Source organism: Streptomyces phaeochromogenes, from assembly GCF_001418655.1.
GTDB lineage: Bacteria > Actinomycetota > Actinomycetes > Streptomycetales > Streptomycetaceae > Streptomyces > Streptomyces phaeochromogenes.
The window spans coordinates 1-26,022 of the sequence record NZ_LIQZ01000030.1; the positions used below are offsets into that span (position 1 = coordinate 1).

20 protein-coding genes are annotated in these 26,022 nt (G+C 69.8%); 17 read left to right on the top strand and 3 right to left on the bottom strand.

Translation table 11 applies throughout. The features are described 5' to 3' along the window. Together AOK17_RS04710 and AOK17_RS04715 are read left to right on the top strand one after the other, a co-directional pair. Window positions 1-1,638, top strand: a 1,638-nt coding sequence (locus AOK17_RS04710) for a family 20 glycosylhydrolase (protein ID WP_055611014.1), incomplete at its 5' end; no start/stop codon positions are given. A gap of 63 nt (window positions 1,639-1,701) precedes the next feature. Further along, window positions 1,702-3,300, top strand: a complete 1,599-nt coding sequence (locus AOK17_RS04715) for an alpha-L-fucosidase (protein WP_055611015.1) — start codon at window positions 1,702-1,704, stop codon at window positions 3,298-3,300. Window positions 3,301-3,409: 109 nt separating this feature from the next. Here AOK17_RS04715 and AOK17_RS04720 read toward each other — a convergent pair whose 3' ends face one another. Next, complete coding sequence (locus tag AOK17_RS04720; RefSeq protein ID WP_055611016.1) at window positions 3,410-4,513, bottom strand: LacI family DNA-binding transcriptional regulator; 1,104 nt, start codon at window positions 4,511-4,513, stop codon at window positions 3,410-3,412. A 259-nt stretch (window positions 4,514-4,772) separates the two neighbouring features. On the opposite strand from AOK17_RS04720, the gene AOK17_RS04725 reads away from it, so the two are divergent. The 6 genes from AOK17_RS04725 to AOK17_RS04750 all read left to right on the top strand — a co-directional run bounded on the left by AOK17_RS04725 (window position 4,773) and on the right by AOK17_RS04750 (window position 14,390). Then, window positions 4,773-6,056, top strand: coding sequence for an ABC transporter substrate-binding protein (locus AOK17_RS04725; protein WP_055611017.1), 1,284 nt, complete (start codon window positions 4,773-4,775; stop codon window positions 6,054-6,056). 5 nt (window positions 6,057-6,061) lie between these two features. Continuing rightward, on the top strand, window positions 6,062-6,994 hold the full coding sequence (locus tag AOK17_RS04730) for a carbohydrate ABC transporter permease (protein WP_055611018.1): 933 nt from the start codon (window positions 6,062-6,064) through the stop codon (window positions 6,992-6,994). After that, window positions 6,991-7,902, top strand: coding sequence for a carbohydrate ABC transporter permease (locus AOK17_RS04735; RefSeq protein WP_055611019.1), 912 nt, complete (start codon window positions 6,991-6,993; stop codon window positions 7,900-7,902). The genes AOK17_RS04730 and AOK17_RS04735 overlap by 4 nt, the downstream gene beginning before the upstream one ends. Window positions 7,903-8,002: 100 nt before the next feature. Beyond that, window positions 8,003-9,232, top strand: coding sequence for a glycoside hydrolase 5 family protein (locus AOK17_RS04740; RefSeq protein WP_107102299.1), 1,230 nt, complete (start codon window positions 8,003-8,005; stop codon window positions 9,230-9,232). A 36-nt stretch (window positions 9,233-9,268) separates the two neighbouring features. Continuing rightward, window positions 9,269-11,284, top strand: coding sequence for an endo-beta-N-acetylglucosaminidase (locus tag AOK17_RS04745; RefSeq protein WP_055611030.1), 2,016 nt, complete (start codon window positions 9,269-9,271; stop codon window positions 11,282-11,284). An 88-nt stretch (window positions 11,285-11,372) separates the two neighbouring features. After that, complete coding sequence (locus AOK17_RS04750; protein WP_055611021.1) at window positions 11,373-14,390, top strand: alpha-mannosidase; 3,018 nt, start codon at window positions 11,373-11,375, stop codon at window positions 14,388-14,390. A gap of 186 nt (window positions 14,391-14,576) precedes the next feature. Here AOK17_RS04750 and AOK17_RS04755 read toward each other — a convergent pair whose 3' ends face one another. Continuing rightward, window positions 14,577-15,299: a FadR/GntR family transcriptional regulator gene (locus AOK17_RS04755; protein WP_206190675.1), complete on the bottom strand. Its 723-nt coding sequence runs from the start codon at window positions 15,297-15,299 to the stop codon at window positions 14,577-14,579. A gap of 166 nt (window positions 15,300-15,465) precedes the next feature. On the opposite strand from AOK17_RS04755, the gene AOK17_RS04760 reads away from it, so the two are divergent. The 8 genes from AOK17_RS04760 to AOK17_RS04795 are packed head-to-tail and all read left to right on the top strand — an operon-like array spanning window position 15,466 to window position 23,440. Then, entirely contained in the window at window positions 15,466-16,551 is a 1,086-nt protein-coding gene (locus AOK17_RS04760) for a sugar ABC transporter substrate-binding protein (RefSeq protein ID WP_055611022.1), read from the top strand. Beyond that, a complete protein-coding gene (locus tag AOK17_RS04765) occupies window positions 16,548-18,050 on the top strand; it encodes a sugar ABC transporter ATP-binding protein (protein ID WP_055611023.1) in 1,503 nt (500 codons plus the stop codon). Before AOK17_RS04760 ends, AOK17_RS04765 begins: the two co-directional genes overlap by 4 nt. Further along, window positions 18,043-19,080: an ABC transporter permease gene (locus AOK17_RS04770; protein ID WP_055611024.1), complete on the top strand. Its 1,038-nt coding sequence runs from the start codon at window positions 18,043-18,045 to the stop codon at window positions 19,078-19,080. Before AOK17_RS04765 ends, AOK17_RS04770 begins: the two co-directional genes overlap by 8 nt. A 47-nt stretch (window positions 19,081-19,127) precedes the next feature. Continuing rightward, entirely contained in the window at window positions 19,128-20,477 is a 1,350-nt protein-coding gene (locus AOK17_RS04775) for an L-fuconate dehydratase (RefSeq protein WP_055611025.1), read from the top strand. Next, the gene (locus tag AOK17_RS04780) at window positions 20,474-21,229 is read left to right on the top strand and encodes an SDR family NAD(P)-dependent oxidoreductase (protein ID WP_055611026.1); all 756 of its coding nucleotides are present in this window, start codon (window positions 20,474-20,476) and stop codon (window positions 21,227-21,229) included. Before AOK17_RS04775 ends, AOK17_RS04780 begins: the two co-directional genes overlap by 4 nt. A 44-nt stretch (window positions 21,230-21,273) precedes the next feature. Beyond that, window positions 21,274-22,278, top strand: a complete 1,005-nt coding sequence (locus tag AOK17_RS04785; protein WP_055611032.1) for an aldo/keto reductase — start codon at window positions 21,274-21,276, stop codon at window positions 22,276-22,278. Beyond that, window positions 22,275-22,589: an L-rhamnose mutarotase gene (locus AOK17_RS04790; RefSeq protein WP_055611027.1), complete on the top strand. Its 315-nt coding sequence runs from the start codon at window positions 22,275-22,277 to the stop codon at window positions 22,587-22,589. The genes AOK17_RS04785 and AOK17_RS04790 overlap by 4 nt, the downstream gene beginning before the upstream one ends. Continuing rightward, complete coding sequence (locus AOK17_RS04795; RefSeq protein WP_055611028.1) at window positions 22,586-23,440, top strand: amidohydrolase family protein; 855 nt, start codon at window positions 22,586-22,588, stop codon at window positions 23,438-23,440. The genes AOK17_RS04790 and AOK17_RS04795 overlap by 4 nt, the downstream gene beginning before the upstream one ends. A 20-nt stretch (window positions 23,441-23,460) precedes the next feature. Here the strand turns inward: AOK17_RS04795 and AOK17_RS04800 are convergent, their stop codons facing one another. Further along, complete coding sequence (locus tag AOK17_RS04800) at window positions 23,461-24,882, bottom strand: lipase maturation factor family protein (RefSeq protein WP_055611033.1); 1,422 nt, start codon at window positions 24,880-24,882, stop codon at window positions 23,461-23,463. Between the two features lie 79 nt (window positions 24,883-24,961). Between AOK17_RS04800 and AOK17_RS04805 the strand changes: the two genes are divergently transcribed. Further along, on the top strand, window positions 24,962-26,022 hold a 1,061-nt coding region (locus tag AOK17_RS04805), incomplete at its 3' end, for a DUF6777 domain-containing protein (protein ID WP_206190676.1).

Consider the following 26,022-nt stretch of genomic DNA (forward strand, 5'->3'; position numbering starts at 1 on the left):
ACGCGCTCCCCCGCCGACGACCTGCGCGCGGCGGGCCACGGCAGTGTCCCCGTCGTCGGCGGGGGAGCGCGTACGGGAGACATCGTTGTCGATGTCGCGCCGAAGCGGGCCGCGCTCGGCAAGGAGGGGTACGAACTCCGCGCGGGCAAACGCCTGTCGGTGACGGGAGCCACCGAGGCCGGCGCCTTCTACGGGACCCGGACCATCCTCCAACTCCTGGCCCAGGGCGACCGGTTGCCCGCCGGACGCACCGTCGACGTGCCGCAGTACGAGGAGCGCGGCGTCGGCGTCTGCGCCTGCTACATCCACATCACCACCGAGTGGCTGGAGAACCTCGTACGCGACATGGCGTACAACAAGCTCAACCAGCTGCTGCTCGAACTGAAGGTGAAGAGCGACGCGCACCCCGAGGCCAACACCTGGGGCTACTACACCAAGGACGAGATACGACGCCTTGTCGCCCTCGGCGAGAAGTACCACGTCACGATCATTCCGGAGATCAACTCCCCGGGACACATGGACCCTTGGATCGAGAACCGCCCGGATCTCCAGCTCACCGACTCCGACGGCAACAAGCAGCCCTCCCGGCTCGACATCACGCGCCCCGAGGCCTTCGCCTACTACACGAGCCTGATGGACGAGTACGGGGAGGTCTTCAAGGGCGACTCATGGCACATGGGCGCCGATGAGTACATGCTCGGCTCGGACTTCGCCAAGTACCCGCAGGTCCTGGAGTACGCCCGGGCGAAGTACGGCGCGAACGCCACCCCGCAGGACGCGTTCATCGACTTCGTCAACCGCGTTCACGCCTACGCGGCGGACAAGGGCAAGAAGCTGCGTATCTGGAACGACGGGCTCACCGGCGCCAACACCGTGCCCGTCACCGCCGGGACGACGGTCGAGCACTGGCTGAACGTGGCGACGAAGCCCAGCCAACTCCGGGCCCAGGGCTACCCGTTGATGAACGCGGCCTACGCCCTCTACCTCGTCCGTGGTGGCTTCCACTCGGACACCAAGGGTCTGTACGACCAGAGTTGGGACCCGCGCAGCTTCGAGGGAGAGAAGCTCGCCTCGCGCGAGGGCATCACCGGGGCGAAGATCAGTCTCTGGCCCGACAACGGGCGCGGTGAGACCGAGAACGAGGTCGCGGTCGACACGGATCCGGCACTCCGGCACGTGGCGCAGGCCACCTGGGGCAGCCCTCACCCGGACGCCACCTACGCGCAGTTCACCGCTCGCGCGGCGGCCGTGGGCCACGCGCCGGGATGGCGGGACCTCACCCGCGTGCCCGTCGCGGACGGGACGTACACCTTCCGCGCGGGGACCGCGTCCGTGACGGCCGAGGTGAAGCGCACCCCGGACGGTTACGTGACCTTGAAGACCGCGAACGGCTGTCTCGAAGTACGCGGCGGCAAGCTCACCCTCAACGTGCCGCTCCAGCCCGGTGTCGAGGTGTCCCGCCAGACCTGCGACCCCGCGAACACCTTGCAGCGCTGGCAGTTGGCGTCCGCGCAGGACGGCTACCGGCTCGTCAACGCGATCACACAGATGGCCGTGCACGTCACCGACGACGGTCGGCTCGTGCAGTACCCGCCGGACCAACAGCCGCCCGCTGTATGGCGGTTGACCGCCGGATGACCCGCAGAGCCGTAGCCCGTACGCCAGCCCTGTTGACCCGCTGACCTGAGGAGTCCGACCCGCATGGCAGTCTCCAGACGTCTCTTCGTCACGGCCGCCGCCTCGCTCGTGGCGTCCAGCGGTACGTCCCTGGCCCTCGCGCCCTCCGCATCCGCATCCGCGTCCACCTCCGCATCCGCGGTCTCTGCCTCTGCCTCTGCCTCCGCCTCGGCCGAAGAACCGTGGTACCGGATCCCCGTGAGCCCAGACGACACCCCGGAGGAACTGGTCCGCAAGGCGTCCCAAGTCCGGCCCACGGAACGGCAGATCGCCTGGCAGGCCCTCGAACGCACCGCCTTCCTGCACTTCGGTGTGAACACCTTCACCGGCCTCGAATGGGGTACCGGTGACGAGGACCCCGATGTCTTCCAGCCGGTCGGCCTCGACACCGACCAGTGGGCCCGAGCCCTGCGCGACGGCGGCTTCAAGCTCGCCATCCTCACCGTCAAGCACCACGACGGCTTCGTGCTCTACCAGTCCCGCTACACCAACCACTCGGTGGCGTCGAGCAGTTGGCAGGGTGGACAGGGCGACGTCCTGCGCTCGTTCGCCGACTCGATGCGGCGCCACGGCCTCAAGGTCGGCGTCTACATCTCACCGGCCGACGAGAACCAGTATCTGCACGGCGTGTACGCCAACGGCAGCGCTCGCTCCGAGCGGACCATCCCCACCCGGGTCCCGGGTGACGACCGCCCGGACGGGCCCACCTTCACGCTCCCGGCCACCGACTACGGCGCCCATATGCTCGACCAGCTCTACGAGGTCCTCACCGAGTACGGGCCGATCGACGAGGTCTGGTTCGACGGCGCCCAGGGCCGTATCCCACCGGACAAGGTCGAGACGTACGACTGGGACAGCTGGTACACGCTGATCCGGACCCTCGTGCCGGACGCCACGGTCGCCGTGTCGGGACCCGACGTGCGCTGGGTCGGCAACGAGGGCGGGTTCGCCCGCGAGAACGAGTGGAGCGTCGTCCCCGTCCAGGAGAAGGACAACGGGCGCATGGACTTCGCGCTCTCGTACGACGCGCCCGACATGGGCGGCCGGGACGCCCTGGTCGCCGCGCAACCCGTGGCCGACTACCTCCAGTGGTGGCCGGCCGAGGCCGACGTCTCCATCCGGGACGGCTGGTTCTACCACGCCGACCAACAGCCCAAGTCCGTCCAGCAGTTGACGGACATCTACTTCGGCTCGGTGGGCCGCAACTCGGTACTCCTCCTCAACATCCCCCCGGACAAGCAGGGCCTCCTCCCGGCCGCCGACGTCACCCGCCTACGCGAGTTCCGCGAACGAATCGACCGCGAACTGCCGGAGGACCTGGCCCGCGACGCCAGGGTCACCACCTCCCCAGGCACGATCACGGTCGACCTCGGCCGAGCCCGAGAGGTGAATCGCATCCGGTTGGCGGAGGACATCAGGCACGGGCAACAGGTGGAGGGATTCGTGGTCGAGGCCCAGTCCGGCGGCACCTGGACACGGGTGGCCGAAGCGGGCACGCTCGGCGCGAGCCGCATCCTGCTTTTGCCGACTCCCGTACGGGCAAGGCACTGGCGAGTACGGGTGACACGCTCGCGCAGACCGGCACACCTGGCCCAGTTCGAGCTGCACCGCTCGCGCCCTTAATTAGCGTGCTGGGCTGGCCCCGCGCCCCTTTCAAGGGGCGCGGGGGAACTGCGCACCCAGCCACTCCAACCCGCAGGCAGAACACACCCCCGCCCTAACCCCCTCCCGCTCAAGCCCGGCAGGGCCCCGTACTCTCCCGAGAGATCAACCGCGGCACAGGCACCCGCACCGCCCGTGCCGGCCCCCCGTCCAGCAGCGAGGTCAACTCCTTCGCGGCGGTCCGGCCGAACTCCACCGTGTCGCGGGAGAGCGCCGACAGCCACGGCTTGACCATGCGGCACAGCGCCGAGTCCTCCCAGGCGACGACCGAGACGTCACCCGGCACCGAGAAGCCCAGCTCCGTCGCCGCGGCGACTCCGGCGACGGCCATCACGTCGTTGTCATAGATCAGCGCGGTCGGCCGCGAACCGCCCTCCGCTACGCCGCCTTCCACGATGCCGCCCGCCAGAACCTCGCCCTCCAGAACCCCGCCTTGAAGGACCCGGCGCGTGACGGCGGCGCCCTCCGCGTCCGAGTAGTCCGTGGTCACCGAGCGCACCTCGGCGAGCCCGCGCCGGTCGGCCTCGGCGCGCAGCGTGCGGATGCGGCGCTCGGTGTGCGCGAGGCCGGGCAGGCCCGCGATGTGCACGATCCGGCGGTGCCCCAGCGCGGACAGCTCGTCCACGACGGCGGCCATCGCGCCCGCGTCGTCCGCCCAGACGGTGGACAGACCCGGGTGCCGTGCGTCCGGCGCACCGCCGATGACCACCGCGGGCAGTCCCAGCTCGTCCAGCAGGTCCGGGCGCGCGTCGTCCGTCCGGGGGTCGACGACCAGTACCCCGTCCACCCGGTGCTCCGCCCACCAGCGCCGGTACACCGCGCACTCGTCGTCGACGTCCTCGACCACCTGGAAGAGCAGGCCGAGATGACGCTCCGCCAGGACCTCCTGGATGCCGGAGATGAGCTGCAGGAAGAACGAGTCCACGCCCAGGGTGTCCGCGGGCCTGGCCAGGACGAGACCGACCGTCGCCGCGCCCTCGCCGGAGAGCTGGCGCGCCGCCGTGCTGGGCCGCCAGCCCAGTTGCTCGGCGACCCGGCGCACCCGGTCACGGGTGATCTCGGAGACCCCCGGCCGGTCGTTGAGCGCGAAGGAGACCGCGCTCTCGGAGACCCCGGCGCGCTGCGCGATGTCCTTCATCGTCGGCCGGCGCGCGGGAGACCGCTTGGCTGGCAACCTTGCTCCCCATTTCATGAAGCCGTGCTCAATGAAGCCCTGCTCAATGGGGCTCCGCACTAATGCGCTTGAGTCAGGTCACTCTAAAGCGCATTAGTGATCGGTTGCAAGAGGCGACCTGCAAGCTCATGACCTGGTCTTATGTCCAGCTAATGAATTTAGCGGGGCGGAATCCATTGACTTCCCCACCGCGATGGATGCAAGGTCTGCCCGTCACCTCCGACCCACACCGTCGCAAAGGAGCCCGGTCACCGTGCGCATGCCTCGCAGAGCACTCGCCGCCGCTGTCGTCGCCCTAGCCCTGCCGCTCAGCGCCTGCGGCTCCGGAGGTGACGAGGGCGGTTCCGCCGACGCCTCCGGCAAGGTCGAGGGCGACATCACCTTCCAGACCTGGAACCTGAGGGCCAACTTCAAGCCGTACTTCGAGGGCCTGATCGCCGACTTCGAGAAGAAGTACCCCGGCACGAAGGTGAAGTGGGTCGACCAGCCCGCCGAGGGCTACGCCGACAAGATCAGCGCGGACGCGGCCGGCGGCACCCTGCCCGACGTCGTGAACGTCTCGCCGGACCTCGTCGCCCCGCTCGCGAAGGCGGGCCTCGCTCTCGACCTCGACAAGTCCGCCGCGAAGTACAAGAAGGAGTACCTGCCGGGCGCCTGGGCGAGCCACGAGATACCGGGCATGGAGGGCACGTACGCCTTCCCCTGGTATCTGAACACCGGCCCGCTCTTCTATAACAAGTCGCTGTTCAAGGAGGCCGGCCTGGACGCCTCGAAGCCTCCGAAGACGTACGACGAACTCTTCGACAACGCCCTGGAGTTGGCGGACAAGAGCGACGGCAAGGTCGCCACCCTCGCGAACGTGCCCACCATCGAGGACTTCGGCCGCTACGGCGTCGAGCTGATGAACAAGGAGGGCACCGCCTTCGCGTTCAACGACGCCAAGGGGGTCGAACTCCTCACCAAGTACAAGGAGTTGTACGACGCCAAGGCGCTCGACTCGCAGGCTCTGACCGCGACCCCCGAGTCGTCCGGCAAGAAGTTCCTGACCGGGGCCGTCGCAATGAACCCGGGCAGCGCCCTGGACCTCGGCAACTTCAAGAAGCAGGCGCCGAACCTCTACAAGAACATCGGCATCACCGACCAGATCACCAGCACCGGCAAGGTCAACATGTACGTGATGGGGGTGATGGTCAACGCCCAGACCAAGCGGACGCCCGCCGCGGTCGCCTTCGCGCACTTCGTCACCGACGCGCAGAACCAGATGTCGTTCGCCAAGAAGGTCGCGATCTTCCCGAGCACCGCCGGTTCGCTGGACGACCCGTACTTCACGAAGGAGGACGGCACGGACGAGACCCGCGTCCGGATCGCCGCCGCCAAGTCCCTGAAGAACGCGGTCAATTACACGCCGGTGCTGTTCAGCGAGCAGATGAAGACCGAGCTGCGGAACTCCGTCGCCAAGGCGCTGCAGGGCAAGGTGAGCCCCGAGGAAGCGCTCGACAACGCTGTCAAGGCGTGCGACCGGCTGCTGAAGCAGCAGGGCTGACTGGCATGGCGAGTTCTTCCAGTACCGCTGCCCCCGGCACCGCCTCTCACGGTGCCGGCACCGGGCGGGTGCGGCGCCAACTCCCCACCAGTCCCTGGCTGTTCGCCGCCCCGGGGTTGCTGGTGGTCGGCATCTTCATCCTGTACCCCTTCGTCTCGACGCTGGTCAACGCCTTCACGGACCGCCGGACCCTGATCCCCGGCGAGTTCGTGGGCCTGGCCAACTTCCGGGAGCTGCTGCACGACGAGATGTTCTGGATCGGCCTGCGCAACAGCACGCTGTACGTCCTCGGGGTGGTCCCCGCGCTCGTTCTGCTGCCCCTGCTGCTCGCGCTCCTGGTCCAGAAGAACATCCCCGGCATCGCCTTCTTCCGGTCGGCCTTCTACACCCCGGTCGTCGCGTCCATCGTCGTGGTGGGACTCATCTGGGTGTGGCTGCTCGACGAACGCGGCCTGGTGAACTCGCTGTTGGAGACGATCGGCGTCGGCAGGGTCGGCTTCCTCAGCGACCAGTGGCTGCTCCTGCTGAGCGCGATGGCCGTCACGGTCTGGAAGGGCCTCGGCTACTACATGATCATTTATCTGGCCGCGCTCGCCAACGTGCCGCGCGAGCTGCACGAGGCCGCGTCGGTGGACGGCGCGGGCGCGTTCCGCCGCTTCCTCACGGTCACCGTGCCCGCCGTCCGCTCCACGATGGTGCTGGTGGGTGCGCTCTCCTCGGTCGCCGCCTTCAAGGTGTTCTCCGAGGTCTATCTGATGGCCGGCCCGGACGGCGGCCCGGCGGGCGAGGACACCACGCTCGTGATGCTCGTGCAGCGCACCGGCACCGGCCTGACCGGCCGGGTCGGCTACGCCTCCGCCATCTCGGTCGTCGTCTTCGTCGTCACCGTCGCGCTGATGCTGCTCGTGCTGCGCGCCGACCGGAAGGAGGACGCGTGAGCATCGCCGAGAAGGTGCGCGAGGCACCGGCCGCCGTGGAGGCGGCGCCCCGCCGCAAGCGCGTCACCGACGAGCACGGCCGAAGCGTCCGGGTGTGGGAACTCGCCCTGCGCTACCTGCTGTTGATCGCCGTCCTCGCGCTCACCGTCGGGCCGTTCGTGTGGCAGCTGTCCACCTCGCTGAAGGGCCCGACCGAGGACATCTTCAGCTCGCCGCCCAAGTTCCTCCCCGGCGAACCGACCCTGCACAACTACGAGCGGGTCGCCGAGACCATCCCCGTATGGGACTACGCGTTCAACTCGCTGAAGGTCGCCACCGCCAACGTCGTGACGAACTGCGTCGGTTCGGCGCTCGCTGGTTACGCGCTGGCCCGGCTGCGCTACCGCGGACGCAAGGTGACCACGCTCGTGTTCATCCTGGCGATGCTCGTGCCCGTGGAGGGCATCATCATCGCCCAGTTCACGACGATGCGTGAGCTCGGTCTGAACAACACCCTCATCGGGGTCGTCCTGCCCGGCTGCATCGGCGCGATGAACGTCCTGCTGATGCGCAACGCGTTCCTCAACCTCCCCTACGAGATCGAGGAGGCGGCCTACGTGGACGGGGCGAACGTCTGGCAGCGGTTCCTGCGGATCGCCCTGCCATCGGTGAAGGGCACCCTCGCCGTCGTCGCGATCTTCGCCTTCATGGGCGCCTGGGACGACTTCCTGTGGCCGCTCATCGTGCTCAGCGACCCGGACAAGTTCACCCTGACCATCGGCCTCAACTATCTGCACGGCACCTTCGCCAACGACGAACGGCTCGTCGCCGCGGGCACGATCATCGCCGTGGCACCGCTGATCGCCCTCTTCGCCTGCCTCCAGAGGTACTTCTTCCGAGGTGTCGGCGAAGGTGCGGTCAAGGGCTGAGCCCCGGCAACCACCCGGGCTCGCCCGCCACACCACCACGGGTTCACCCGCCCACAAGCCCTACACCCCCACGTACGCACCCCAGAACCAGGACTCCTGCATGCCTTCTGTCGTGCGCTTCGGCGTCAACTACACCCCGAGTGAAGGGTGGTTCCACCACTGGCTGGACTTCGACCTCGACTCCGTACGGGCCGACCTCGACTCCATCGCCGCACTCGGCCTGGACCACATCCGGGTCTTCCCGATCTGGCCCTACTTCCAGCCGAACCGTTCGCTGATCCGCCCGCGGGCCGTCGAGCAGCTCGTAGACCTCGCGGACGCGGCTGCCGAGCGCGGACTCGACGTCAACGTCGACGGTCTGCAGGGGCACTTGTCCAGCTTCGACTTCCTGCCCGCGTGGACGCAGACCTGGCACCGGCGCAGTCTGTTCACCGACCCCGAGGTCGTCGAGGGGCAGGCGGAGTACCTGCGGACCCTCGCGGCGGCCCTCGCGGACCGGCCCAACTTCATCGGCATGACCGTCGGCAACGAGGTCAACCAGTTCTCGGCGGGCCCCCATCCGGACCCCGACCGGGCGGACCCCGCGCAGATCGACGCCTGGCTGGAGCGGATGCTCACCGCCTGCGAGAAGGGCGCGCCGGGCAAGCTGCATCTGCACGCGGAGTACGACGCGGCCTGGTACCAGGACGACATGCCGTTCACCCCGGCCCAGGCCGCCCGGCGCGGTGCGGTGACCGCCGTGCACTCGTGGGTCTTCAACGGCACGGCCCAGCGGCACGGACGTACCGGAGTCGCGACCGAGCACCACGCCGCCTATCTGATCGAGCTGTCCAAGGCCTGGGCCGACGACCCGTCCCGTCCGGTCTGGCTCCAGGAGGTCGGCGCGCCGGCGCCGCTGGTCCCCGCCGAACACGCCGCCGCCTTCACTCGGGCGACCGTCGCGAACGCGCTCGACTGCACCGACCTGTGGGGCATCACCTGGTGGTGCTCCCACGACGTGTCCCGCGATCTCGCCGACTTCCCCGAACTCGAATACGGGCTGGGCCTGTTGACCAACGACCGCCGCCCCAAGGACAGTGCACGGGCGCTGGCCCGCACGGCCCGCGAGCACACCTACGCCCCCAGGACCCGTACCACCGCGCTCGTCGTTCCCGACAGCCCTGCCGGCCGCTCGCTCTGCGCGCCCGGCGGACCCGTCTTCGAGGCGTTCTTCCGGCTCACCGCGGACGGCGCCCGTCCGGCCACCGTGCTCGCCTCACGCGCGGACGACGAGGAACACCTCGCCGCCCGTGGCATCACCGAAGTCGTCACTCCCGATCAGGTTCCGTAGTCCCCCACAAGAACTCCCACAAGGAGGCACTTGCTCGTGAACCCCACCAGACGCACCGTCCTGCTCGCCGCCGGCACCGGGGCGGCAGCAGCGCTGCTCCCGGCCTCGTCCGCGACCGCCGAGCCGAGGGCCGCGGCGGCACTGCAGCCGTACGCGTCCTACTGGTACCCGGACTCGTTCCCCTCGGGCACCCCGGGCGCCGGCATCACCTGGCGCAGCCTCAAGGCATGGAACGCCGGTACCGACACCGACCTGGCGTTCAACGCGGCGTCGGTGCCGCTCGCCGCCCGTTTCACCCCGACACCGGCGAACACGACGGCCCGCTCTGGCCAGGCCCGTATCCAGTCCCTGGTCTCCTTCGGTCCGACCGCGAGCAACCCCTCGCAGGGCGCGGCCAACGCCGACTACTACGCCCTCACCCACTGGTCGTACGTCGACGAGCTGATCTTCTGGGGCGGCTCCTCCGGCGAGGGCCTGATCCTGGCCCCGAACGCGCCGATCGTGGACGCCGCCCACCGGCACGGCGTACCCGTCCTCGGCAATGTCTTCCTGCCGCCCGTCGCGTACGGCGGACAGCTGCAGTGGACCCGGGACCTGGTGCAGAAGGACGCGTCCGGGCACTATCCGCTGGCCGCGCAGCTCGTCGCGGTCGCGGAGGCGTACGGGTTCGACGGCTGGTTCATCAACGCCGAGACCAGTGGCGGGAATGCCGCCCTCGCCACCGACATGCTCGGCTTCCTCACCGAGCTCAAGACGCTCGGCACGGCGAAGGGCCAGCGCGTCACCTGGTACGACTCGATGACCGTGAGCGGCTCGGTGAGCTGGCAGGGCGCCCTCAACAACCAGAACAGGGTGTTCTTCCAGGCCGCCGACTCGATGTTCGTGGACTTCCGCTGGTCGTCGAGCAGTCTGGCCTCCTCGGGCACCACGGCTCAGCAACTCGGGCGCAGCCGCTACGAGTTGTGGGCGGGTGTCGATGTGGAGGCCAACGGCTGGAACCGCTCCGTGAACTGGGACGCCATGGTGCCCAGCGGCTCGGCCCATGTCGTCTCGGTGGGGTTCTACCGGCCCGAGTGGACCCGCAACCACCTGCCCGCCGGGCGCACTCCGGGCGACTTCCACGCCGCCGACGACCGCTTCTGGACCGGACGCTCGCTGGATCCGGCGAAGCCCGACGCCACCGACACCTGGCGGGCCCCCGCGGTCTCCGTCGCCGACCGCTCGACGGTGACCTCGGTCCCCTTCGCGAGCACCTTCAACACCGGCCACGGACTGCGCTGGTACGAGGACGGCAAGGTGACGTCGGCCGCCGCCTGGAACCACCTCGGCCTCCAGGACCGGCTGCCGTCCCGGCGCTGGGTCGTGCGCACGACCGGTGCACGCCCCGCCGTCACCTTCGACTTCGCCGACGCCTGGAGCGGCGGCAGCAGCGTCTTGGTCTCCGGAGCCCTCGACGCGCCCGCCACCCTGGACCTCTACGCGACCAGGCTCCCGATCGGCGAGGACACGGTCGTCGAGCTGACCCACCGTGCCGAATCGGGGAGTGTGACGGTCGAGTTGGCCGTGGCCACCGCCGAGCCGTCGGGCGCGGGCCAGCCGTATGCGTACACGTACTTCCCGGTCACCGTCGGCAGCGGCTGGGGGACCTCGACCGTACGGCTGACCGGTCTGCCGGCCGACGGCACCGTGCACGGCCTCGGTGTCCGGCTCACCGGGTCCGGCGGCGCCGTGAAGTGGCGGCTCGGCGGTATAGCCGTACGGAACCAGGCCGCCCAGAGCCCGTCCGTCCCGGCCGACCTGAGCATCACCGGCGCCACGGGAGGCGACCTGCGCTTCGCTTGGCGGGCCGTCCCCGGCGGCGTACGCCACTACACGCTGCACCGGGTCCTGCCCGACGGCACCCGGCGCTTCCTCGGCGGCACCGCCCAGCGGGCCTTCTTCGTCGGCGGATTGACACCCGAGGGCGGTGAGTCCACGGCGAGGTTCGAACTGCGGGCCGTGGGGGAGCTTTACACCGCGTCGGCCCCCGCTACCGTCACACACACCTGGTGACCGCCGACCAGGTGGTCACCATCGAAAACCGGTGTTGACCACCGACACCGAAGAACAACCCGCACAACGGAGTTACGGAGCACCTCACATGCATGACGACCGCAGCCTGGTCGAAGCCCGCCTCAAGCGTGTGCTCGACGAGCGCATACGACCCGCCGTGTACCCCGAGTCGGTACCCCTGGAAGTGGCGGTGTGGAACGCGCCCGGCGAGCCCGTGCCGGTCGACGAAGGGCTGTCCGCCCCGGTCGAACCGATCGAGGCGGGCGCGCGGTGGGGTGCTCCGTGGGGCACCAGCTGGTTCCGGGTGACCGGGACCGTGCCCCAGGAATGGGCCGGGAAGACCGTCGAGGCGATCCTCGACCTCGGCTTCGACGAGAACATGCCCGGCTTCCAGTGCGAGGGCCTCGTCTACCGGCCCGACGGCACGCCGGTGAAGGGCCTGAACCCGCGCAACCAGTGGGTGCGGATCGGCGCCCCGGTCGAGGGTGGCGAGGAGGTGCGGCTGCATGTCGAGGCCGCGTCCAACCCCGTCATCCTCGACTACCACCCCTTCCGGCCCACGCAGTTGGGCGACAAGGAGACGGCCGGCAGCGAACCGCAGTACAAGCTGGAGCGCATGGACCTCGCCGTCCTCGACGAGACGGTGTGGCAGCTGGTCATCGACCTGGAGGTGCTCGGCGAGCTGATGGCCGAGCTGCCGGTGGAGTCCGCCCGCCGCTGGGACATCCTCCGCGCGATCGAGAAGGCCCTCGACGCCGTCGATCTGCAGAACGTGGGCGGCACGGCGGCAGCGGCCCGCACGCACCTCGAAGCGGTGCTGTCCGCCCCCGCCGTCCCCTCCGCCCACCGCATCAGCGCGGTCGGCCACGCCCACATCGACTCGGCGTGGCTGTGGCCGCTGCGCGAGACCGTACGCAAGGTCGCCCGGACCACCTCCAACATGACGGCCCTGCTTGAGGACGAGCCGGACTTCGTCTTCGCCATGTCGCAGGCCCAGCAGTGGGCCTGGGTGAAGGAGCACCGGCCCGAGGTGTGGGCGAAGGTGAAGAAGGCCGTCGCCGACGGGAGGTTCGTGCCCGCGGGCGGTATGTGGGTCGAGTCGGACACCAACATGCCGGGCTCAGAGGCGATGGCCCGTCAGTTCGTGCACGGCAAACGGTTCTTCCTCGACGAGTTCGGCGTCGAGAACGAGGAGGCGTGGCTGCCCGACACCTTCGGCTTCGCCGCCGGACTGCCGCAGATCATCAAGGCGGCGGGCTCCAAGTGGCTGCTCACCCAGAAGATCTCGTGGTCCCAGACCAACAAGTTCCCGCACCACACCTTCCAGTGGGAGGGCATCGACGGCACGCGGATCTTCACGCACTTCCCGCCCGTGGACACGTACAACTGCTCCATGAAGGGCAGCGAGATCGCCCACGCGGCGAAGAACTTCAAGGACAAGGGTGTTGCCCGGCACTCCCTCGCGCCGACCGGCTGGGGCGACGGAGGCGGCGGCACGACCCGCGAGATGGTCGCCAAGGCGGCCCGGATGCGGGACCTCGAAGGCTCGGCGACAGTGGTCTGGGAGACGCCGGAGAAGTTCTTCGAGAAGGCGGAGGCCGAGTACCCCAACGCCCCGGTGTGGGTGGGTGAGTTGTATCTGGAGCTGCACCGCGCCACGCTCACCAGCCAGGCCAAGACCAAGCAGGGCAACCGACGCAGCGAACACCTTCTGCGTGAGGCCGAGTTGTGGGCGGCGACCGCGGCCGTCCGGACCAAATTCACGTACCCGTACGAGGAGTTGGACCGGCTCTGGAAGACGGTGCTGCTCCACCAGTTCCACGACATCCTGCCCGGCTCGTCCATCGCGTGGGTGCACCGCGAGGCCCGTAAGACGTACGAGGCGGTCGCCGAGGAGCTGAACGGCATCATCGGCGCCGCCCAGCGTGCGCTGGCCGGTGAGGGGACGACCGCCCTCGCCTTCAACTCGGCGCCGCACATCCGCGACGGGGTGCCCGCGGGCGGAGCGCGGACCCCGGCCGTCGGCGGCGAGTGCACACTCGTGCCGCGCACGGACGGCGGCTATGTGATCGAGAACGGACGGCTGCGGATCGAGATCGACGAGCGCGGACTCGTGGTCTCCGCGTTCGACCTCGCCGCGGACCGCGAGACCCTCGCACCCGGCAAGGCGGCCAACCTGCTCCAGATCCACCCCGACTTCCCCAACATGTGGGACGCCTGGGACGTCGACGAGTTCTACCGGAACACGGTCACCGACCTGGTCGACGCCGACGAGGTCGCCCCCGGTGACGACGGCGTATCGGTCCGGATCGTACGGACCTTCGGGGAGTCGAAGGTCACGCAGGTGCTGTCCCTCGCACCGGGGGAGTGGCGGCTCGACATCGCCACCGAGGTCGACTGGCACGAGACGGAGAAGTTCCTGAAGCTGGCCTTCCCGCTCGACGTGCACGCCGAGCGGTACGCGTCCGAGACGCAGTTCGGGCACTTCTTCCGGCCGACGCACACCAACACGTCCTGGGAGTCCGCCAAGTTCGAGGCCTGCAACCACCGGTTCGTCCACATGGAGGAGCCCGGCTGGGGCGTCGCGGTCGTCAACGACTCCACGTACGGCCATGACGTGACGCGGGCGGTGCGCGACGACGGTGGTACGACCACCACGGTCCGCGTCTCACTGCTGCGCGCCCCGCGCTTCCCCGACCCCGAGACCGACCAGGGCGTCCACCGCTTCCGGCACGCGCTGGTGCCCGGTGCCGCGATCGGGGACGCGGTGCGCGAGGGCTGGCGGATCAACCTGCCCGAGCGGAAGGTCGTGGGCGGGGCCTCGGAGGTCGCGCCCCTGGTGGCCGTCGCCCAGGACGCGGTCGTGGTCACGGCGGTGAAACTCGCCGACGACGGCAGCGGCGACGTGATCGTCCGCTTCCACGAGTCCCGCGGCGGCCGAAGCCGGGCCACCCTCACGGCCGGCTTCGATGTCGAGGCCGTGACGGTGACGGACCTGCTGGAACGGCCGCTGGCCGACGCGGTCGCCCCGGAGCGGGATGGCAACAGGCTCACGCTGAAGCTCCGGCCGTTCGAGCTGGTGACGCTGAGGCTGAAGCGGGCCTGAGGTTTCTTTCAGGGCGCGGGTGGGCTGTTGTTGCTCGCGCAGTTCCCCGCGCCCCTAAAAGCGAAAGACCCGGACGTGGCCCCGTCTTTCAGAGGCGCGGGGCTGTGACATATGCGGCTCCGCCGCGTGGGCGCGACAAGCCCCCACCGGCCCGCAGGTAAGTCACATCGGACCCGGTTCCAGCCCCTAAGGCTGGAGCTGGGTCCGCAGCCACTGCTCCACCTCACCCACATGCGCAGCCGCAGCCGCCCGTGCGGTCTCAGGGTCGCGGGCGACCAGCGCACGGTGGATGGCCGCATGCTCCCGCCGGGTGCGCTCGAACGCGCCCTCCTCCTGGTAGCCGCGCCAGACCCGGGCGCGGAACGTGCGCGAGGAGAGCCCCTCCAGGATGGCCGCCATCGTGTCGTTGCCCGCGGCGACCCCGATGGCGCGGTGGAACGCCAGGTCGTGGGAGAGGATCTCCTCCGGGTCGTCCGTCGCGTTCATGGCCGTCAAGTGCTTCTCGACCTCGGCCAGTTGGTCGGGGGTGATCCGTGCCGCCGCGAGCGCCGTCGCCGTCGACTCCAGGATGCGCCGCACTTCGAGGAGCTCGACCAGCCCCGGCCCCCGGGAGAGGTCCGCGACCACGCCGAAGGTCTCCAGCAGGTCCCCGGCCTCCAGCTGCGTGACGTAGATCCCGGACCCGTGCCGGGCCTCCAGGACGCCCAGGACCGTGAGGGCCCGGATCGCCTCGCGCATCGAGCTGCGCGAGATGCCCAGCTGTGACGCCAGATCCCGCTCGGTCGGCAGCCGCGCGCCGGGCTCAAGACGGCCCTCACCGATCATCGCCTTGATCTGGTCGATGGCGCGCTGCGTCACGGTCCCCTTCTGCGGGGCCGCCGTCGTCCCCTCGGGCAGGCTCTCGTCCACGCCATGTCCTCCTGTTGCCGGGTGCGCCGCAGTCTAACCACTGAGGTGGTCCGACCACTACGCATGAAAACCAGGGAAAATTGCGGTCCAGGGGTGTTGTCAGGGGGAAGTGGTCTGATAAATATGCGTGGCACCTGCTCGATCACGCTCAACGAGGAGCCGATACATGGCCGGCAGAACAGTGCGGTACCGGAACGGTCGAAACACCTCACGGGCGATACGTGCGGCGGCCGTTGCCGCCTGCGCCACGCTCGTACTCGCGGCATGCGGCAGCACCAAGGACAACGTCGCCTCCAAGGGCGACGGCGGAGGCGACGGCAGCGGCAAGGTCGGCGTGATCCTGCCCCTGCTGACCTCGCCGTTCTGGCAGTCGTACAACGACTACGTGCCCAAGATGGCGAAGACCGAGGACGTCGACGCCCTCAAGACCGTCAACTCCAACAGCGACCCGACGCAGCAGATCACGGACATCAACAACCAGCTCAACCAGGGCGTGAAGGGCCTCGTCGTGGCCCCCCTGGACAGCGCCGCGATCTCCGCAGGCCTCGACCAGGCCGAGCGCAAGGGCGTGCCCGTGGTCGCCGTGGACGTGGCGCCCGAGAAGGGCAAGGTCGCGATGGTCGTACGCGCCAACAACGTCGCGTACGGGGAGAAGGCCTGCGAGTACCTCGGCAAGCAGATCCCCTCCGGCAAGGTCGTGCAGATCATGGGCGACCTGGCCTCGGTCAACGGCCGGGACCGCTCCGAGGCCTTCCGGGCCTGCGTCAAGGAGAAGTTCCCGAAGCTGAAGGTCCTGGAGATTCCCGCCAAGTGGGAGTCCGACACCGCGGCCTCCAAGCTGGACACACTCCTCAACGCCAACCCGGACATCAAGGGCATCTACATGCAGGCGGGCGGCGTCTACCTCGCGCCCACGCTGCAGACCCTGAAGTCCAAGGGGCTGCTGAAGACGGTCGGCCAGAAGGGCCACATCGCGATCGTCTCGAACGACGGCATCCCGCAGGAGTACGACGCCATCCGCAAGGGCCAGATCGACGCCACCGTCTCGCAGCCGGCCGACCTCTACGCCAAGTACGGCATGTACTACATCAAGGCGGCGATGGAGGGGAAGACCTTCAAGCCGGGCCCGACCGACCACGACTCCGAGATCGTCAAGCTGCCCAGCGGCATTCTTGAGGACCAGCTGCCCGCGCCGCTGGTGACCAAGGAGAACGTCGACGACCCCGAGCTGTGGGGCAACACGGTCAAATGAGCACACCACTCGTTGAGGCGCGGGGGATAGCCAAGCGGTACGGCCCCACGGTCGCCCTCGCCGACGGACAGCTGACCGTGCACGCGGGCGAGTCCCATGCCCTCGTCGGCCGCAACGGCGCGGGCAAGTCCACCCTCGTCACCGTACTCACCGGCCTCCAGGCCCCCGACGAGGGCACGGTCAGCTTCGACGGCGAGCCCGCGCCCGCCCTCACCGACCGGGACGCCTGGCGGCGCAAGGTGGCCTGCGTCTACCAGAAGCCCACCGTCGTTCCCGAGCTGACGGTCGCCGAGAACCTCTTCATCAACCGGCAGCCGCAGGGCCGCGGCGGCTTCATCAGCTGGCGCCGCCTGAAGACCGAGGCCGCCGAGGTCCTCGACACCTGGGACGTCCACGTCGACCCGGAGGCGCGGACCGCCGACCTCAAGGTCGAGGACCGCCAAATGGTGGAGATCGCCCGGGCGTTGAGCTTCGGCGCCCGGTTCATCGTCCTCGACGAACCGACCGCCCAGCTCGACAACCGGGAGATCGAGCGCCTCTTCACCCGCATGCGCGCGCTCCAGGAATCCGGCGTCACGTTCCTGTTCATCTCGCACCACCTCCAGGAGGTGTACGAGGTGTGCCAGACCGTGACGGTCCTGCGCGACGCCCGCTGGATCACCACGGCCCCGGTCGCCGAGCTGCCGCGGGCGGCCCTGGTCGAGGCCATGGCGGGGGAGTCCATCGCCGCCGTGGAGGAGAAGGCCTCCCGCGGCGACGTGGACGCGGGCGCGCCCGTCGTCCTCCAAGCACACGGGCTCACCTCGGAGTCGTACGAGGGCATCGACCTCACCGTGCGCGGTGGTGAGGTCGTCGGTCTCGCCGGATCCAGCGGCAGCGGCAAGATCGAGCTGGCCGAGTCCTTCGCGGGACTGCACACGCCGACCGGCGGGACCGCCCAACTGGAGGGCAGGCAGCTGCCGTTCGGCGATGTGACGGCCGCCCTGCGCGCCGGTGTCGGGTGTGTCCCGCGCGACCGGCACGGGCAGGGTCTCGTTTTCGGCATGACCGTCGGCGACAACGCCACCATGAGCGTCCTGGACCGCCTCGGCCGGTACGGCTTCGTCGGCACCGACCGCAAACGGGGCTTCGCCGACGAGCTGATCGACCGCCTCGACATCCACACCCAGGGGCCCGACCAGCCCGTTTCCGACCTCTCCGGCGGCAACGCCCAGAAGGTCGTCATGGCCCGGGCCCTCGCCTCCGACCCCCGGCTGCTGGTCCTGATCAACCCCACAGCGGGCGTCGACGTGAAGTCCAAGGAGTCCCTGCTCGCCCGCATGGACTCGGCCCGGGACGACGGCACCGCCGTGCTTGTCGTCTCCGACGAACTCGACGACCTGCGCCGCTGCGACCGCGTCCTCGTCCTCTTCCACGGCCGCGTCGTCGCCGAGCACCCGGCCGGCTGGCGCGACCACGAGCTGATCGCCTCCATCGAAGGAGTGGACCACCATGGCTGACACGAAGGCCCCGTCGGCCTCGGCCTCCACCCCCCTACGGCCACTCAAGAGCAAGGCCGACGCCAAGGCCGTACTCCTGCGCAGGGCACGTGAACTCGCCCTCGTACCGGCCCTGTTGCTGCTGCTCGTGCTCGGTGCGTTCGTCAACGACGCCTTCCTCACCGAGCAGAACATCATCTCCATCCTCGGTGCGTCGGCCGCTCTTGCGATGGTGGTCCTCGCCGAGTCGCTGGTGCTCATCACCGGCAAGTTCGACCTGTCGCTGGAGTCGGTCGTCGGCATCGCGCCCGCCGTCGGAGCGCTGTTGCTGCTGCCCGCCGCACAGTCGGGCTGGGGCACGGAACTGCCCGCAGGAGTCGCCCTGCTCGCGATCCTCGTGGTGGGCGCGATCATCGGCGGCTTCAACGGCATCCTCGTGGTGAAGCTCAAGCTCAACGCGTTCATCGTGACGCTGGCGATGCTGATCATCCTGCGCGGTCTGCTGGTCGGCGCCACAGAGGGCAAGACGCTGTTCGGGATGCCCGACGCCTTCTACACCCTGGCCACCACCACCTTCCTGACCGTGCCCATCTCGGTGTGGCTGGCGGCGGCGTCGTTCGGCGTCGCCGGGTTCTTCCTCAAGTACCACCGCCTGGGGCGCGCCCTCTACGCGATCGGCGGCAACGCGGACGCGGCGCGCGCGGCCGGCATCCGTGTCGAGCGCGTGATGCTCGGCGTGTTCGTCGTCGCCGGGACGCTCGCCGCGGTCGGCGGTCTGATGCAGACCGGCTACGTCGGCGCGATCAACGCCAACCAGGGTCAGAACATGATCTTCACGGTGTTCGCGGCGGCGGTCATCGGCGGCATCAGCCTCGACGGCGGCAAGGGCACGATGTTCGGTGCCCTGACGGGCGTCCTCCTTCTCGGGGTGGTCCAGAACTTGCTCACTCTCGCCCAGGTTCCGTCCTTCTGGATCCAGGCCATTTACGGGGGAATCATCCTGGTTGCCCTGATGATCGCTCGCGTGACCACCGGCCGGGCTCAGGACTGAGCCAACGCCTCGCGACCGTCCCAAGTACCGGACCGAAAGGCCCTTCTGTGTCCTCATCTGCCGCCCGCATCATCGCGGTTGACACCTACGACATCCGTTTCCCCACCTCGCGTGAGCTCGACGGCTCCGACGCGATGAACCCGGATCCCGACTACTCGGCCGCGTACGTCGTGCTGCGCACAGGCAGCGACGACACGGCCGACGGCCTGGAGGGGCACGGGTTCACCTTCACCATCGGGCGGGGCAACGATGTCCAGGTCGCCGCGATCGAGGCGCTGCGCCCGCACATCCTGGGCCGGCCGGTGGACGAACTGTGCGCGGATCCCGGCGCGTTGAGCCGGGACCTGATCGGGGACAGCCAACTGCGGTGGCTCGGGCCCGAGAAGGGCGTGATGCACATGGCGATCGGCGCCGTCGTCAACGCCGTCTGGGACCTGGCCGCCAAGCGCGCGGAGAAGCCGCTGTGGCAGCTGCTCGCCGACGCCACGCCCGAATGGCTCGTGTCCCAGGTGGACTTCCGCTACATCGCGGACGTCCTCACGCCCGAGGACGCGCTCCGCCTGCTGACTGAGGGCCGGGAAGGCGTGACGGAACGCGTCGCGCTGCTGAAGGAGCGCGGCTTCCCCGGCTACACGACCTCGCCCGGCTGGCTCGGCTACTCCGACGAGAAGCTGACCCGGCTGGCCCGCCAGGCCGTCGCCGACGGCTTCACCCAGATCAAGCTGAAGGTCGGCGCGGACCTCGCCGACGACGTACGCCGCTGCCGGGTGGCCCGTTCCGTCGTCGGCCCCGACATCCGCGTAGCCATCGACGCCAACCAGCGCTGGAACGTCGACGAGGCCATCGAGTGGACCAAGGCACTCGCCGAGTTCGACCCGTACTGGATCGAGGAGCCCACCAGCCCCGACGACGTCCTCGGCCACGCCGCGATCCGCAAGGCGATAGCCCCGGTCAAGGTCGCCACCGGCGAGCACGTACAGAACCGGATCATCTTCAAGCAGCTGCTCCAGGCGGGTGCCATCGACGTCCTGCAGATCGACGCGGCCCGTGTCGGCGGTGTCAACGAGAACCTCGCGATCCTGCTCCTCGCGGCCAAGTTCGGCGTCCCGGTCTGCCCGCACGCCGGCGGCGTCGGCCTGTGCGAACTGGTCCAGCACCTCTCGATGTTCGACTACGTGGCGCTGTCCGGCACGACCGAGGACCGCGTGATCGAATACGTCGATCATCTGCACGCCCACTTCCTCGACCCGGTGGTGATCAGAGAGGGTCACTACATGGCACCCACCTCACCGGGCTTCTCGGCGACCATGCGGCCGGAGTCCATCGCGGAGTTCACGTTCCCCGGCGGCACGTTCTGGGCCGCCGACCTCGATCGGCAGAAGGAGCAGGCGGCATGAGCGACTTCGAGGGCCTCAAGGCCCTGGTGACGGGCGGCGCCTCCGGCATCGGCCGGGCCACCGCGGAGCTCCTCGCCTCCCGGGGCGCCCAGGTCGCCGTCCTCGACCTGGACCCCACGAGCGTCGAGAAGCCCCTGCTCGGCTACCAGGCGGACGTCACCGACGACGACTCCGTACGCCGGGCCGTCGCCGCCGCGATCGCCGACCTGGGTGGCCTCGACGTGCTCATCAACAACGCGGGCATCGGCGCCCAGGGCACCGTCGAGGACAACGACGACGAGGTCTGGCACCGCGTGCTGGACGTCAACGTCGTCGGCATGGTCCGCACCGCCCGGGCGGCCCTGCCGCACCTGCGGAAGTCCTCGCACGCGGCCATCGTGAACACCTGCTCCATCGCCGCCACCGCGGGCCTCCCGCAGCGCGCCCTGTACTCCGCGTCCAAGGGTGCCGTCCTGTCGCTGACCCTCGCCATGGCCGCCGACCACGTCCGCGAGGGCATCCGCGTCAACTGCGTGAACCCCGGCACCGTCGACACCCCCTGGGTCGGCCGCCTCCTCGACGCCGCGGCCGACCCCGCCGCCGAACGGGCCGCCCTGGAGGCCCGCCAGCCCACCGGCCGCCTCGTCACCGCGTCCGAGGTCGCGGGTGCCCTCGCCTACTTGGCGAGCCCGCTGTCCGGCGCCACCACCGGCACGGCGCTCGCGGTGGACGGCGGCATGCAAGGGCTGCGACTGCGTCCGGCGGGCCAGTGAGCGGGCCAGTGAGCGGGCCGGTGAGCGGGCCGGTGGGCGGGACGGTGAACCGGCTCGGTCGCAGCGGCGTGGAGATCACCAGTCTCGCCCTCGGCGCCGCCGGCATCGGCAACCTCTTCACCGAGGTCCCCGACCAGCAGGCGTACGAGACCGTCGGCGCCGCCTGGGACGCGGGCGTCCGGTACTTCGACACCGCGCCCCACTACGGCATCGGCCTCTCCGAACGCCGCCTGGGCGCGGCCCTGAGCGAGCGCCCCCGGTCGGCGTACACCGTCTCGACCAAGGTGGGCCGCCGCCTGGAGCCCAGTGACGCGGGCGGTGACGACCTCGCCAACGGTTTCGCCGTGCCCGCCACACACCGCCGTGTGTGGGACTTCAGCGCGGACGGCGTACGCCGCAGCCTGGAGGCCAGCCTGGAACGGCTCGGCCTCGACCGGGTGGACGTCGTCTACCTCCACGACCCGGACGACCACGCGGAACAGGCCTTCCGGGAGGGCTATCCGGCGTTGGAGAAACTCCGCGCGGAGGGCGTGGTGGGTGCGATCGGCGCGGGCATGAACCAGGCCGAGATGCTCACCCGCTTCATCCTCGACACCGACGTCGACGTGGTGCTGTGCGCCGGGCGCTACACCCTCCTCGACCAGGGCGCGCTCACCGAACTGCTGCCGGCCGCACAGGAGCGCGGGACCTCGGTCGTGATCGGCGGCGCCTTCAACTCCGGTCTGCTGGCCGACCCCAAGCCCGGAGCGACGTACAACTACACGGCCGCACCGCCCGAGATGCTGGACCGAGCCCTCGCTCTCAACGCCATGGCCGACCGGCACGGCACCACCCTGCGCGCCGCCGCCCTGGCCTTCTGCGCCGCCCATCCGGCCGTCGCGGGCGTCCTCGTGGGGGCCAAGTCGCCGCACGAAGTCCGGGACTGCGCCGAGCAGTTCGCGGCGCCCGTGCCCGCCGCCTTCTGGCAGGAGGTGCGGGACGCGGACCTCCTGCCCGCCGACGCCCCCGTACCCGGCGACCAGGCGTCGAAGCCGAAGGAGCCGTCATGAGAGTGGCCCTGCACACCAAGGTCCGCGCCGACCGCGTCGCCGAGTACGACGCCGCCCACCGCGAGGTCCCCGAGAAGCTCACGGACGCGATCCGCGCCGCCGGAGCCACCTCCTGGACGATCTGGCGCAGCGGCACCGACCTCTTCCACGTCCTGGAGTGCGAGGACTACCCCCGGCTCCTCGCCGAACTGGAGCAACTGCCCATCAACGTGGCCTGGCAGGCCCGGATGGCGGAGCTCCTCGACGTGGTGCACGACTACTCGGCCGATGGCTCGCAGGCGGAGTTGCCGGTCGTATGGGAGCTGCCATGACCGTACGCACGGGCGCCGTCGACGCCCACCATCACGTCTGGGACCTCTCCGTTCGGGACCAGGACTGGATCACCGGCCCCGAACTGGCGCCCCTCAGAAGGAACTTCACCGTCGAGGACCTGGAACCGGAGGCGCGTGCGGTCGGGGTCTCCCGGACCGTCCTCGTGCAGACGGTCACGGTGGCGGAGGAGACCCCGGAGTTCCTGGCCCTCGCGGAGGCACACGACCTGATCGCCGGAGTCGTCGGCTGGACCGACCTCACCAGCCCGGACGTCGGAGACGAGCTGGCCCGTCTGCGCGAACTGCCGGGCGGCAGACACCTCAAGGGCATCCGCCACCAGGTCCAGGGCGAGCCGGACCCCGAGTGGCTCCTGCGCGAGGACGTACGCCGTGGACTGGCGGCGGTCGCCGAAGCGGGCCTTGTCTACGACCTGGTGGTCCTACCGACCCAGCTCCCGGCCTGCGCGAGGGCGGCGGAGCTCCACCCCGAACTCACCTTCGTCCTGGACCACTTGGGCAAGCCCCCGATCGCCGCGGGCGGGTTCGAACCCTGGGCCACCGGCCTCCGCGCGCTGGCGGCTCTGCCGAACACCGTCTGCAAGCTCTCCGGGATGGTCACGGAGGCGGACCCGAAGGGCTGGAAGGTGGGCGACCTGACCCGCTACTCGGACACCGTGCTGGAAGCCTTCGGCCCCGGCCGGCTCATGTTCGGCTCCGACTGGCCGGTGTGCACCCTCGTCGCCTCGTACGCCGAAGTGGCCGACATCGCGGGCCGGTTGACCGGGAAACTCAGCGAGAGCGAACAGGGGGAGGTCTTCGCGGACACCGCGACGCGTGTCTACGGCCTCTGAGGCATGGTGCCGAGTCACATCTACGACCTCTGGACCACCGAGTCGAGCCGCGTCGGCGGTAGGAATTCCCGTACATACGTCCGCTCCCAGCACGCGCCCGTCTCCCGCAGTTCCCGCCAGGTCGTGTACCGGTAGCGGAAGAGGCGGGCCCGTACGTACCGGGGCGGTGTGTCCGGCGGGAACGGGGAGCGGCGCAGGAGACGCAGGGTGTCCCGGTCGTTCTCCAGCAGCCTCTCGACCAGGGCGCCGAACCACGATTCGGCGTAGGCGGGGGAGAGCGCGGCGAACCACATCATCCAGTCGAGCCGCAGATGGTACGGGGCGAACTGACGCGGCCAGCGCCCCGGATCACCGGGCTTGCCCCTGAACTCGTACTCCCGCCAGTCGGAGTCCTCGCGGGGTACGGCGTCGGCCGTGCCCTCGACCACCACCTCGTACCGGACGCGACTGACGCTGCCGAACGCCCCGTAGGTGTTCACCAGGTGGAGGGGGTCGAAGGAGCGGTTCATGACCTGGCGGCGGGAGATCATGTTGCGGACCGGGCGGTAGCTCAGTGTCACGAGCAGCGCGGCGACCACGAGGACCACGACCTCGTACCAGAGCGGGGCGCCAGGGGCGTCCGGGGCCGTGCCCGGGAGCTCCAGTGCCGAGAGGGCCAGCACGATCGTGATCCAGTTCAGCCAGGAGAAGTTGCCGGACAGGATCAGCCACAGCTGGGTGAGGATCATCAGGGAAGCGGCGGCCGTGGCGACGGGCTGAGGGGTGAACAGCAGGAAGGGCACGACGAGTTGGGTGACGTGGTTGGCGGCCACCTCGACCCGGTGCAGCGGCTTCGGCAGATGGTGGAAGAACCAGCTCAACGGGCCCGGCATCGGCTGGGTCTCGTGGTGGTGGTCGAGGCAGGTCAGCTTGCGCCAGCACTCGTCGCCGCGCATCTTGATCAGGCCCGCCCCGAACTCGACGCGGAACAGGATCCAGCGCAGCAGGAAGAGCACCACGACCGGCGGCGCGACCTCGTCGTTGCCCAGGAAGACCGCGAGGAAGCCGGTCTCCAGGAGCAGGGACTCCCAGCCGAACGAGTACCAGGTCTGGCCGACGTTCACGATCGACAGATACATGACCCAGGGCACCAGCCAGAGCACCATGGCACCCCAGAGCGGCAGTTGACCGTCCAGCCCCGCGACGAGCGCCACCGACACCGCACAGCCGGTCCACGCCCAGGCCGCGAAGAAGCGGTCGGAACAGTGGAGTTGGAACACGCTCGGCGCCTGCCGGAACGGCACCCGCGCCACGAACCGGGACACCGGCAGCATCCCGCGCTCGCCGATCAGCGCACGGAACTGCAGCGCCGCGCCCAGGAACGCGACGAGATAGATCACGGCCAGAGCCTTCTGGAGGACCAGCCGGCTCATCCAGTACTCGGGGGCTGTGAACCACTCCACGGAGCCCGCTCCCTTCCCTTCCATTGTGACGCTGTGTGACTCTCTCCGGCTTGCGGGGTTCCCGGGACCGACGCAGACAATGGTGGACATATTGCCCGGAGTGGACCGGGACGGACGGGAGAACGTGGTGCGCATACCCACCAGAACCCTCGTCACGGCCTGCGCGCTCTCCGCGGCGCTCCTCACCGGGGGCTGCGGCGGCGACGGGGACAAGGCGTCCGACTCCGCCACCTCCGGCGGGGAGGTCTTCCTCCAGCCGGTCGCGGACCAGGGCCCGGACCCCTTCACCGACTCCACGGCCACCACGACCGCGACCCCACCGCCCGTCACCCGTACGCCCCGGTCCACGCCCACCGGAAACGCCACGGCCACGGGGGAGGGCGTCCGGTCCGTCTCCGGCGGCACCCCGGGGCTCTATGGCGGCACCCGACGCGTCGGCAGCTGTGACGTCGACCGGCAGGTCCGCTTCCTCACCGCCGACCAGGTCAAGGCGCGCGCCTTCGCACAGGCCGCAGGCATCGCCCAGGCCGGCATCCCCGACTATCTGCGCGGGCTGACCTCGGTCGTGCTGCGCGCCGACACCAGGGTCACGAACCACGGCTTCCGGGACGGACGCGCGACCGAGTACCAGGCCGTCCTCCAGGCGGGCACCGCCGTCCTCGTCGACAACCGGGGCGTACCGCGCGTGCGCTGCGCCTGCGGGAACCCCCTCAAGCCGCCGGTCGCTCTCCAGGGAACCCCCGGGCACAACGGCAGCCCGTGGTCCGGCTACCAGCCCGCCAAGGTCGTCGTGGTCACTCCGGCCCCGCGGGTGATCGTCAACATCACGATCATCAACATCCAGAACAACACCTGGATCGAGCGGAGGATCGGCGACCACCACGGTCACGAGGACCGCATCGTGCCCGCGCCCGTCGTCGACCCGCACAGCCCGCGCCCGGACGGATCCTCGCCGGCGCCGGACGAGTCGTCGTCCGATCGGCCGTCGCCCGACGGGTCGTCGTCGGAGAGCTCCTCGGAAAGCGCCGAAGACTCCGCGAGCGACTGCGTGACACCGACCGTGACCATCACCCCCGGCACCGCCGAGGGCACTCCGACGGACGACTCCACGGACACCACGTCCCCGGACCCCTCGGACTG